11 protein-coding genes are annotated in these 11,448 nt (G+C 64.6%); 4 read left to right on the plus strand and 7 right to left on the minus strand.

Annotated features, from left to right (window positions below; translation table 11 throughout):
* Window positions 1-36 precede the first annotated feature (36 nt).
* Window positions 37-1,179 (plus strand): glutamate 5-kinase, encoded by a 1,143-nt coding sequence (gene proB / locus IB236_RS00440; RefSeq protein WP_056060322.1) that lies wholly within the window; start codon window positions 37-39, stop codon window positions 1,177-1,179.
* Between the two features lie 106 nt (window positions 1,180-1,285).
* Here proB and IB236_RS00445 read toward each other — a convergent pair whose 3' ends face one another.
* Window positions 1,286-1,963, minus strand: a complete 678-nt coding sequence (locus IB236_RS00445; RefSeq protein WP_056060325.1) for an RNA pyrophosphohydrolase — start codon at window positions 1,961-1,963, stop codon at window positions 1,286-1,288.
* Window positions 1,964-2,056: 93 nt separating this feature from the next.
* On the opposite strand from IB236_RS00445, the gene IB236_RS00450 reads away from it, so the two are divergent.
* Window positions 2,057-3,799: a proline--tRNA ligase gene (locus IB236_RS00450; protein ID WP_192418222.1), complete on the plus strand. Its 1,743-nt coding sequence runs from the start codon at window positions 2,057-2,059 to the stop codon at window positions 3,797-3,799.
* Entirely contained in the window at window positions 3,796-4,503 is a 708-nt protein-coding gene (locus tag IB236_RS00455) for a lytic transglycosylase domain-containing protein (protein ID WP_192418224.1), read from the plus strand. Before IB236_RS00450 ends, IB236_RS00455 begins: the two co-directional genes overlap by 4 nt.
* A 37-nt stretch (window positions 4,504-4,540) precedes the next feature.
* Here the strand turns inward: IB236_RS00455 and IB236_RS00460 are convergent, their stop codons facing one another.
* From IB236_RS00460 to hemA, 6 genes are all read right to left on the minus strand, one after another.
* A complete protein-coding gene (locus IB236_RS00460; RefSeq protein ID WP_192418226.1) occupies window positions 4,541-5,884 on the minus strand; it encodes a hemolysin family protein in 1,344 nt (447 codons plus the stop codon).
* Between the two features lie 176 nt (window positions 5,885-6,060).
* Entirely contained in the window at window positions 6,061-7,068 is a 1,008-nt protein-coding gene (locus IB236_RS00465) for an AAA family ATPase (RefSeq protein ID WP_099731088.1), read from the minus strand.
* A 156-nt stretch (window positions 7,069-7,224) separates the two neighbouring features.
* Window positions 7,225-7,548 carry a Grx4 family monothiol glutaredoxin gene (grxD, locus tag IB236_RS00470; RefSeq protein ID WP_056060339.1) on the minus strand — a complete coding sequence of 108 codons (324 nt, stop codon included), beginning with the start codon at window positions 7,546-7,548 and terminating at the stop codon, window positions 7,225-7,227.
* Window positions 7,549-7,608: 60 nt separating this feature from the next.
* On the minus strand, window positions 7,609-8,454 hold the full coding sequence (prmC, locus tag IB236_RS00475) for a peptide chain release factor N(5)-glutamine methyltransferase (RefSeq protein WP_192418228.1): 846 nt from the start codon (window positions 8,452-8,454) through the stop codon (window positions 7,609-7,611).
* Between the two features lie 71 nt (window positions 8,455-8,525).
* The gene (prfA, locus tag IB236_RS00480; RefSeq protein WP_056060345.1) at window positions 8,526-9,614 is read right to left on the minus strand and encodes a peptide chain release factor 1; all 1,089 of its coding nucleotides are present in this window, start codon (window positions 9,612-9,614) and stop codon (window positions 8,526-8,528) included.
* Between the two features lie 113 nt (window positions 9,615-9,727).
* Complete coding sequence (gene hemA / locus IB236_RS00485) at window positions 9,728-11,059, minus strand: glutamyl-tRNA reductase (protein WP_192418230.1); 1,332 nt, start codon at window positions 11,057-11,059, stop codon at window positions 9,728-9,730.
* Between the two features lie 72 nt (window positions 11,060-11,131).
* Here hemA and IB236_RS00490 point away from each other — a divergent pair, with 72 nt between their 5' ends.
* The gene (locus IB236_RS00490; RefSeq protein ID WP_056060351.1) at window positions 11,132-11,410 is read left to right on the plus strand and encodes a hypothetical protein; all 279 of its coding nucleotides are present in this window, start codon (window positions 11,132-11,134) and stop codon (window positions 11,408-11,410) included.
* Window positions 11,411-11,448 lie beyond the last annotated feature (38 nt).

An 11,448-nucleotide genomic window follows, 5' to 3' on the forward strand; every position in this document is an offset into this window, starting at 1 on the left:
TGAAGCAGTAGCGCTATCGGCATCAAAGACATCAAAATGGTTTCCAGCGTATTGAGAGATGCCCGCCGCATCGTGGTGAAGGTGGGCTCCAGCCTTGTGACCAACGAAGGGCGTGGACTGGATGAAACCGCCATCGGTGAGTGGAGTCGCCAACTGGCCGCGCTGGTGCGCGGTGTTGGGGGTGCCCCACGCGAGGTGGTGATGGTGTCCAGCGGTGCCATTGCCGAAGGCATGAAGCGCCTGGGCTGGACCACAAGACCCCAGGAAATCCACGAGCTGCAGGCTGCCGCAGCGGTGGGGCAGATGGGGCTGGCGCAGATGTACGAAACCAAGCTGCGCGAGCAGGGGATGGGCAGCGCGCAGGTACTGCTTACCCATGCCGATCTGGCGGACCGTGAGCGCTATCTCAATGCGCGCTCCACCTTGCTCACGCTGCTGCGTTTGGGTGTTGTGCCGGTGATCAACGAAAACGACACGGTGGTCAATGACGAGATCAAGTTTGGCGACAACGACACGCTGGGTGCGCTGGTGGCCAACCTCGTGGAAGCCGATGCCCTGATCATCCTCACAGACCAGAAGGGGCTCTACACCGCCGACCCGCGCCGTGATCCGTCTGCGCAGTTTGTGCATGAGGCCAAAGCGGGTGATCTTGCTCTGGAAGCGATGGCGGGCGGTGCAGGCTCAAGCATTGGCAAAGGCGGCATGATCACCAAGATTCTGGCGGCCAAGCGCGCTGCAGGCTCTGGTGCATCGACTGTGATCGCCTGGGGGCGTGAGTCCGACGTATTGGTCCGTTTGGTGAGTGGTGAGGCGTTGGGTACTTTGCTGGTTGCCCAGACACAGAAAAAGCAGGCCCGCAAGCAGTGGATGGCGGACCATTTGCAACTGCGTGGGTCTGTGGTCGTGGACGCTGGGGCTGCGGCCAAGGTGCGCGACGAAGGCAAAAGCCTGCTACCCATCGGCATGACGGCGGTGGAGGGGGACTTTTCGCGCGGCGACGTGATTGCCGTGCGCGACGGGTCTGGGGCAGAGATTGCACGCGGCTTGGCCAACTATGCAGCGGCGGAAGCCCGCCTTCTGTGCCGCAAGCCGTCGACGGAGTTTGAGAAACTGCTGGGCTACATGGCTGAGCCGGAAATGGTGCACCGAGACAATCTCGTGTTGGCGCAAGGCGCATAGAGACTGGGTGCGCGCATCAATCCTTGTCGATTCAGGACTGAGCGGATTCGCCCATCAAAACAAAACGCCTGCAGATGCAGGCGTTTTTCATGGTGCGATGCCAGGGTCAGCGCGGTGTGTCTGATACCGATGGCATGCCGTCGAGTTCTCCCGGCATGCTGTTTTGAGGATCAGGATCAAAACTGGCGCCTGGGGGGAGTTCCATGCCAGGATTGACCAGCATGGAGCCTGTGCGGAACATGTTGGCGACGCCCGCATGTTCACCCTCGCGGGTGCGTAAACCGCTGCGCAAATAGCGGTTGCGCTGCTCGTGTCGCGGCAGATAGCGGGCCAGTTCGGTGAGCGCCATCTCATAGACACCGCGCTTGAACTCGACCACCACATCCAGTGGAACCCAGTAGTCGTTCCACCGCCAAGCGTCAAACTCCGGGTGATTGGTCGCGCGCAGGTTCAGATCCCAGTCGTGCCCCATCAATTGCAATAGATACCAGATCTGCTTCTGGCCCTTGTAGTGGCCGCGCGCATCGCGGCGGATGTACCGGTCAGGCACCTCATAGCGCAACCAGTCCCGGGTGCGGGCCACCACGCGAACGTGGTTGGGCAATAATCCCACCTCCTCATGCAGCTCGCGGAACATGGCTTGCTCGGGGGTCTCGCCCCGGTCAATGCCACCCTGCGGGAACTGCCAGCTGTGGGTGCGTATGCGCTTGCCCCAAAACACCTGGTTTTTCTGGTTGAGCAGGATGATGCCGACGTTCGGCCGAAAGCCGTCCCGGTCAAGCATAATCAAACCCCAAATTTTTAAACTGCGTCCATTATGCACGGCGCCTAGCGCGCAGCAAGTGGACGGCCCCGTTCTGCCTGCAATCGACTCCCGATGAAAGCCTCCCAATTCTTCATTTCCACCCTCAAGGAAGCTCCGGCGGACGCCGAAGTGGTCAGCCACAAACTCATGACGCGGGCCGGGCTGATCAAGAAGCTGGGCGCTGGCATCTATAACTACATGCCTCTGGGCCTGCGCGTGATCCGCAAGGTGGAAGCCATCGTGCGTGAAGAGATGAACCGCGCGGGTGCTGTCGAGCTGACCATGCCCGTGGTGCAGCCCGCTGAGCTCTGGCAGGAAACGGGGCGCTTTGAGAAAATGGGCCCCGAGCTGCTGCGCATCCAGGATCGCCATGGTCGCGACTTCGTGGTGCAGCCGACCAGCGAAGAAGTGATCACTGACATCGCCCGTCAAGAGCTCAAGAGTTACAAGCAGCTGCCGAAGAACTTCTACCAGATCCAGACCAAGTTCCGCGACGAGCGCCGCCCCCGTTTTGGCCTCATGCGCGGACGTGAGTTCATCATGAAGGATGCCTACAGCTTTGACCGCGACCAAGTGGCCGCCAAGGCCAGCTACCAGGTGATGGCCGCAGCCTACCGGCGGATCTTTGACCGCTTCGGCCTCACCTACCGTGCCGTCGCCGCTGACAGCGGCGCCATCGGGGGGGATCTGTCGGAAGAATTCCAGGTGATTGCTGCAACCGGTGAAGACGCTATCGTCTACTGTCCGCAGAGCGACTACGCCGCCAACATGGAAAAGGCCGAAGCGCTGGCCCCCGCCGGACCACGCGGCGCAGCCACGCAGGCGCTGACCAAAACGGCCACCCCAGGCAAGAGCACCTGTGCCGATGTGGCAGAACTGCTGGGTGTTCCGCTGAACACCACGGTCAAGTCGCTGGTGCTGACCACGGACGAAACCAACGAAGCGGGTGAGATCGTCAAGACCCAGGTGTGGCTGCTGCTGCTGCGCGGCGACCACGACATGAACGAGATCAAGGTTGGCAAGGTGCCCGGACTGGCGGGCTTCCGCTTTGCGACGCTGGGCGAAATTGAGGACCACTTTGGCTGCAAGCCGGGTTATCTGGGCCCCATCGGCTTGAAGAAGCCTTTGAAGATCGTGGCAGACCGCGAAGTCGCTGTGATGGCCGACTGGATCTGCGGCGCCAACGAAGTGGACTTTCACATCGCCGGCGTCAACTGGGGCCGCGACCTGCCCGAGCCCGACATGGTGGCCGATCTGCGCAACGTGGTGGCGGGCGACCGCTCCCCGGACGGCAAGGGCGAGCTGGCGATCGAGCGCGGCATCGAAGTGGGCCATGTGTTCTACCTAGGCACCAAGTACAGCAAGGGCATGAACGCGACCTTCCTGGGCGACGACGGCAAGCCGGCATTCTTCGAGATGGGCTGCTACGGCATTGGCGTGACGCGCCTGCCTGCCGCCGCCATTGAACAAAACCACGACGAGCGCGGCATCATCTGGCCGGACGCGATTGCGCCGTTCACCGTGGTGGTCTGCCCCGTGGGCATGGACCGCAGCGAGGCCGTCAAAGCCACGGCCGAGCAACTGTATGCCGACCTGCTGGCCGCGGGCGTGGACGTGATCTTGGACGACCGTGGCGAGCGCCCCGGAGCGATGTTTGCCGACTGGGAACTGATCGGCGTGCCACACCGCGTGACCATTGGCGACAAGAGCTTGAAAGAGGGCGTTGTCGAGTACCAGCACCGCCGTGACGCCGCAGCCACCAAGGTGGCCGTGGCCGACATCCTGGCCCATGTGAAGGGCCGCATGGCCGTATGAGCATGTGCGGCGCCTCCTTCATCGCTCCGTCGGCCGCGGCCTCGGGCGGCCCTGCGGGGCTGTCGCGGCGCGGCTGCCTGGTGTCGCTGGCTTCGCTGGCAGCGCCCGCCGCCTGGCTGGGCGCTCCCCAGGTGGCGCACGCTGGCGGGCAGCTGGAGGAGCCCCTGATGGACTCGGTGCGCACCGCACTCAGCTCTGCCATTGCCAACCAGGCGCCGCCCGAGCCGGAGTTTTTCACCACTGAAGCGCGCCTGCACTACCTGCGGTGGCTGGGCACGCAGAGTGATCGCCTGCGGCCGCGCAAACCGGACCTGGAAGTACGCCGCGATTTTTTGCAGACGGTCTGGTACGAATCCAAGCGCGCCGGGCTGGATGTGTCCTTGGTCCTGGGGCTGATCCAGGTAGAAAGCGGATTCCGCAAGTTTGCGGTGTCCAGCGTCGGAGCGCGGGGCTACATGCAGGTCATGCCGTTTTGGACGCGCGTGATTGGCGATGGCGACCCGGGTAAGCTGTTCCACATGCAGACCAACCTGCGTTTTGGCTGCGTCATCCTGCGCCACTACATTGACCGGGAGCAGGGCGATTTGTTCATGGCGCTTGGACGCTACAACGGCAGCCGAGGCCGGTCGCCGTACCCGGATGCCGTCTTTGGAGCGCAGCGCAAGTGGCTTTTTGCCGATCGGCCACAGTCGCCGGCCGCATAGAGCGATCAGCGCGGCGGTGACACGGGCCGCGCCTTGGTCACTCCACAGCGGTTCCCGTCGGTGCTGACGGGCTCGGGGCCGAAGCACCAGGGGCCCCGCCCAGCCTGGAGACCATGACCTGGTCGATGCGATAGCTGTCCACGTCCAGCACCTCAAACTTGTAGCCGCCCCAGCTCACGCTGTCAGTGCGGCGCGGCACGCGGCGCAGCATCACCATCAGGAAGCCCGCCAGGGTTTCGTACTCGCCGGTGTGCGGCAACTCGTCCAGCGACAGGGCGTGCAGCACATCCTCAATGGGGGTGACCCCATCGATGAGCCAGGAGTTCTCATCCCGTCGCACGATCTGCTCCTCGTCCGCCGGGCCCACCAGGTCACCCATCACGGTGCTCATGACATCGTTGAGTGTGACCACACCGACCACCAGGCTGTACTCGTTCACGATGACGGCAAAGTCCTCGTGGACTTGGCGGAACTGCTCCAGCACCTCCGACAGGGTCAGCCGGTCGGGCACGATCAGCACCTTGCGCACCAGGCTGTCGTCGGCCAGCGAAATAGGCTGGTTGTTCAGCACGCGCTGGAACAGATCCTTGGCATCCACATAGCCCACCACGTGGTCGATGTCGCCCTCGCACACGGGGTAGGTCGAAAAGGGCTCGGCCGCAATGCGCAGCCGGATGACGGAGTCGGGCTCATCGCGCAAGAAGAAGGCCACCCGGTCGCGCGGCGACATGGCGCTGGACACGGTGCGCGTGTCCAGCTCGAACACGTTGGTGATGACCTGCTGCTCGCGCGCCGCCAGCACCCCGGCACGCGCGCCTGCCTCCATCATGGCCAGGATATCGTCTGACGTGATGCGGTCATCGCGCAGTGAGGACAACCCCAACAGGCGGAACAGCGCGTCGGCCCCTCGGCTGTAGAACCACACCAGCGGGCGCAACAGGGTCATGCACCAGGCCATGGGTTGTGCCAGCCGCACCACCAGCCGCTCGGGCTCTGCCATGCCCAGGCGTTTGGGGAACAGATCGGCAAACAGGATGAACAGCGATGTGATGATGAGGAAAGACGCCAGGAACCCTGCCCGCTCGGCCGTGGGCCCCGACATCCACAGCGCAAACAGCTCGCTGAAATGCGGGCTCAGCGCACCTTCGCCCACGATACCGCCCAGGATGGCCACGGCGTTCTGCCCTACCTGCACCACCGTGAAGTAGTCGCCCGGCTGCTCCTGCATGCGCAGCACCCGGTCCGCACGCGCGTCGCCTTCATCGGCCATCTGGCGCAGGCGCAGGCGGCGGGCGGCCGCGAGCGAAATCTCGGCCATGGAGAAAAAGGCGCTGGCTGCAATCAGCAGCCCGATCACGAAGAGGCTTTGGGACAGGGTCATGGGACGAAGGCGGAACCGGAGTACGGCGGTACACCGGGCCACCAAGTGTATCTGGGCACCTTGCACACGGGCCCGCTGGCGCGCCTTGTGACGTATGCCCCCTGCAGCCCCATGCCACTGCATGGTGTGGCAGGGGGGCGGGTGGCGCTACAGTGCGCGCGACTGCTTCGCGCTATTTACTGCACAAAGCCAATCCGGCTGCGTCCCGTGGCGGCCTTCGGCAGGTCGGTGATCTCCACCGTGGACCGGCGGTCCAGCCGCGCATTGCCAAAACCCGTCATCAGCGCCCGCCGCATTTCGCGCGGGGGCATCTGTGCCAGGTGGTCCAGGACGTCGTCCGTCGGCTCCGGGTCCAGCAGGCGGCCCCAGTCGTGCCCCGCCCGGATGCCCTGGTACAGGTTGCGCGCAATGGTGCGGGCCTGCTCCAGCGTGGGCGCCTCCACCTCGAACACGTTCATGCGGTTCAGGATGGGATCGGGAATGCCGCGTGTGTCGTTGGCGGTGGTAATCCAGATGACCTGGCTCGCGTCGATGGCCACCTCGGCAAACTCATCGGTAAAGCTCTGGGCGGTGTCGTACTCCAGCAAGCTGTACAGCGCGCCCAGCGGGTCGTACTGCGCATCGCTGCTGGCCTTGTCGATCTCGTCCACCACGATGACGGGATTGGCATATTCGCCCTCCACCAGCGCCTCGAACACCTTGCCAGGGCGCGCGCCCTTCCACTGCGCCGACGAGCCCGACAGCAGCCAGCCTGCGGTCATGGAACTCATGGGCAGCAGGTTCATGCCCGTACCCAGCAGCTCGGCCAGGTGGCGTGCGAAGTGGGTCTTGCCGATGCCGGGCGGGCCCAGCAGCAGCATGGGTGTGACCTCCAGGCCATCGCTGCTGTCCTGCGCCAGCGCCACGTGGCGCTTCACGTCGTCCAGCACCTCGGTGAAGTTGGGCAACTGCTCGTACAGGCTGGCCATGTCGGGGATGCCCGATGGCTTGACCTGAAAACGCTCCGGGCCGCGCTCCAGCATGCGTTCGTACACGGTGCGCAGGGTTTCGTATTCCCTCTGGTTGCCTGATTCCTGCAGGCGAGCGAGCTTGCGCTCTACATCGCCAGGGTGGAACACATTGCGCATCTGGGCCACCGGCAGGCGCAGGGCAGGTGGCTGGGGAACAAGGCTATGGCTGGTCATTGCATGCTCCTGTGAGGGTTACGTCACGCAATCATTCAAGCACACAACATGCCCGCTGCTCCATCGGAAAAGCCCCTGATTGGTGCCTCTGTTGCGGGCAAACAAAAAGGCCGCCCGAAGGCGGCCTGATGGCGGGTGAGGCAACGGTCGCTTCGATCAGCCCTCGGTGCCCAGCACTTGCTTGAGTTCGCCCGACTCGTACATCTCCATCATGATGTCCGAGCCGCCGATGAACTCGCCCTTCACATACAGCTGCGGGATCGTGGGCCAGTTGCTGTATTCCTTGATGCCCTGGCGAATTTCGTCGTCTTCGAGCACGTTGACGGTGACCACGCTCTTCGGGTCCACGCCACAGGCCTTGAGGATCTGGATGGCGCGGCCGGAGAAGCCACACATGGGGAAGCTGGCGCTGCCCTTCATGAACAGCAGGATGTCGCTGGATTTGACGAGGCCGTCGATGCGTTGTTGGGTGTCGCTCATGGGAAAACTCCTTGAAAGAGGCTGCGGGCGAATGGATGCTGAGGGCCCGCGATGGAGGGATTATTTCACTGTCGGCCATTGCCCGCCTGTGCAGCGTGCGATGTCGGCAAGGTCATTGCGGCTTTGTACCCGCACAAAGCCCTGGGCGGCAAGCAGCTCCTGCACGGCGTCTGCCTGGTCGTAGCCATGCTCCAGCAGCAGCCAGCCGCCCGGCCGCAGGTGGGTGGGCGCCTGGGCGACGATGGCGCGGATGTCTTCGAGGCCGTCCGCGCCGCTGGCCAGGGCTTGCAGGGGCTCGTGGGTCAGCGCGGCCAGGTGCGGGTCGGCGCTGGCGATGTAGGGGGGGTTGGAGACGATGGCGTCGAATGGCCCCTCCACTCCCATCAGCCAGTTGGCCTGCTGAAACTGCACAGGCAGGCCCAGCCGCGCTGCGTTGGCTTGTGCCACGGCCAGTGCATCGGCACTGGCATCTACCGCCAGCATCTGGGCGTCGGCACGCTGGCTTTGCAGTGCCAACGCAATGGCGCCGCTGCCGGTGCCCAGGTCTACCACGCGCGGTGATGTCAGCGGGGCGATCACCTCCAGCGCCCAGTCCACCAGCGTTTCGGTGTCAGGGCGCGGGTCCAGCACGCGCGCGTCCACCTGCAGCGGCAGGCCGTAGAACTCCTTGCGGCCGGTGAGGTAGGCCACAGGCTCGCCCGCCACGCGGCGCTGGCACAGGGCAATGAACCGGGTGTGTGTGGTCTCGTCGAGCGCGTCGGTATCGTGTGCCAGCAGCCAGGCACGGCCAGCGTCGGGGCGGCCCACAGCATGCAGCAGCAGCAGTTGCGCGTCGATGCGTTGCAGGCCCAGGGTGTGGGCTTGCGCCAAGGCCTGGGCAAGGGTGGGAGAGGCGGTGTTGTTCACTATTGTTTTGATAGCTGCAAAGGCATATGAATCAAGCGCTATCAGCCAGTTTGACTCATATTTTGCTGTGCTTAACCGTTGGAGCCCATTTCCAGCTCTTCAAGCTGCTCGGCCTCGCGCGCATGGGCCAGTGCCTGCAGCACGTCGCCCAGGTCGCCTTCCATCACGTACAGCAGCTTGTACAGCGTGAGGTTGATGCGGTGGTCCGTGAGCCGCCCCTGCGGGAAGTTGTAGGTGCGGATACGGTCGCTGCGGTCGCCGCTGCCGATCAGGCCCTTGCGCAGCGCGGCCTCCTTGGCGGCGCGTTCGCTGCGCTCTTTCTCCTGGATGCGCGCCTGCAGTACCTGCAGCGCCTTGGCCTTGTTGCTGTGCTGGCTGCGGCCGTCCTGGCATTCGGCCACGATGCCGGTGGGCAAGTGCACCACGCGCACGGCCGAGTCGGTCTTGTTGATGTGCTGGCCACCGGCGCCGCTGGCGCGAAAGGTGTCGATGCGCAGGTCTGCCGGGTTGAGCTTGATGGCCTCGTGCTCGTCGGGCTCGGGCATCACGGCTACGGTGCAGGCGCTGGTATGGATGCGGCCCTGGGTCTCGGTGGCGGGCACGCGCTGCACGCGGTGGCCGCCGGATTCGAATTTGAGAGCCCCGTAAACATGGTCACCCTCTATGCGCAGCACGATTTCCTTGTAGCCGCCGAGCTCGGCCGCGTTCTCGCTCACCACCTCCACCTTCCAGCCTACGTTGGCGGCGTAGCGGGTGTACATGCGCGTGAGGTCGCCTGCGAACAGCGCCGATTCGTCACCACCCGTGCCCGCGCGGATTTCCACAAACGCGTTGCGCGCGTCGTCGGGGTCCTTCGGTAAAAGCAGGCGCTGCAGTTCGTCTTCCAGTTGCAGCAGCTCGGCCTCGGCACTGGTGATTTCTTCTTGTGCCATCTCGGCCATGTCGGGGTCGGCCAGCATCTCGCGCGCACCCGCCAGGTCGGCCTCGCGCTGCTGGTAGCGGGCGTAGCGGCCGGCGACCTGCGTGACCTCGGCGTGCTCGACGGAGATACGGCGGTACTGCGCCATGTCGCTCATGATGTCTTCGCGCGAGAGCAGGAAGTCGAGTTCGCCCAGGCGCTGTGCGTAGCGCTCCAGCTGGCTTCTGAGAAAGGGTTTCATGGAATTCTGGAAAAAGGATTTGCTACAGATTTGGTAGCTGGTGGCGCATGTAAATCATGCGCCTGGGGCCGATTTGGCTCAAATCGGAACGGCTGTGGAGCGGGCGAGCGCCGCTACAGGCCGTTGTTGTTGGGCGTCTTGCTTTGCGAGCGCAGGAATAGGCGCGAGACGGTCTGGGCCGTCTGGGCTCGCATCTCGGCGTCGCCCGCGCGCAGCTCGGCCAGGGTGCCGTGCAGCATCTTCTGCGTGAGGCCGCGCGACAGGGCTTCGAGCACGGCGTCCACGTCCTCGCCCTTGGCCAGCAGCTTCTTGGCACGGGCGATCTCCAGAGCACGCCATTCGTCCGTCTGGGCGTTGAGCTGCTGGATCAGCGGCACCACGCCACCCTCGGCGGCTGCGGGGCTGCGCAGCTCCATCCAGTGCATGAAGCTTTGCACGCCCGCGTCGATGATGGCCTCGGCCTGCGCCACGGCGGCCTGGCGGTTGGCCTGCGCGGTTTGCACCACGGTGGCCAGGTCGTCCACGGTGTAGAGGTACACGTCGCCCAGGGCCTTGACCTCGGGCTCGATGTCGCGCGGCACGGCCAGATCGACCATGAACATGGGGCGGTGGCGGCGCTTCTTGAGGGCGCGCTCCACGGCACCCAGGCCGATGATGGGCAGGCTGCTCGCGGTGCAGCTGATGACGGCGTCGAACTCGTGCAGGCGCTCGGGCAGGTCGGCCAGGCGCATTACCTCGCCGCCAAAGCGGGTGGCGAGCTTTTCGCCGCGTTCCAGCGTGCGGTTGGCAATGGCGATCTGCTTGGGGTTCTTGGCGGCGAAGTGCGTGGCGCACAGCTCGATCATCTCGCCCGCGCCGACGAACAGCACGCGGATCTTGGAGAGGTCTTCAAACAGCTGGCTGGCCAGGCGCACGGCGGCGGCGGCCATGCTGATGCTGTGTGCGCCGATCTCGGTGCTGGTGCGCACCTCCTTGGCCACGGCAAAGCTGCGCTGGAACAGCTGGTTGAGCGTGGTGCCTAAAGCGCCGGCCGTCTCGGCGGCGCGCACCGCGTCTTTCATCTGGCCCAGGATCTGGGCCTCGCCCAGCACCATGGAATCGAGCCCACTGGCCACGCGGAAGGCGTGGCGTGCGACGAGGCTGTCTTCCAGCGTGTAGGAGTGCGAGCGCAGCAGCGCGGGGCTCACGCCGCCGCTGTGGGCCAGCCAGCCCAGCGTGTGGTCCACTGCGGGCTGGTCGCCGGCACAGTAAATTTCGGTGCGATTGCAGGTGGAGATGATGGCGGTTTCCACCCCGGGGTGGCGGCTGGCAGCGCCGCCAGAGTGGCCCAACGACTGGCGCAAACCGTGCAGCGTGGGGGCGATCTGATCGAGCGCAAACGCAAACCGGCCGCGCAGATCGAGCGGCGCGGTGGTGTGGTTGATGCCGAGGGCCCAGACTGCCATAAGCTGCAATTATAAAATTGTTGGCCCGAACAGGCGGCCTTGCTTGTTCAAGCCTTGATTTGGGTCAATTCCATGGGTCCGCTGGACATCGTCAACCACCTCCTCAACTTTGTCGCACCCGCTGCCGCCATGGCGCTAGTGTTGGTGCTTTCGGGCCGTCTGGTGGGCTCCCGCAGTGCCTCTGCGATGTCTGTGTGGCTGCGTTGGGCGATTCTGTTTGCCGTGGGGGTGGCGGTGCTCGCGGCAGGGCTGGTGCTGTGGGGACGTGACGGCAAGATGCTCACCTATGCTGCGCTGGTGGTGGCCTGCGCCACCTGCCAGTGGGTGCTGGTGCGGGGCTGGAAGGCTTGAAGCTTTCAGCAAGCCGTCACGTGTTTTGAGGGTTTGCG

This window comes from Acidovorax sp. ACV02 (genome assembly GCF_014851475.1).
Taxonomy (GTDB): domain Bacteria; phylum Pseudomonadota; class Gammaproteobacteria; order Burkholderiales; family Burkholderiaceae_C; genus Acidovorax; species Acidovorax delafieldii.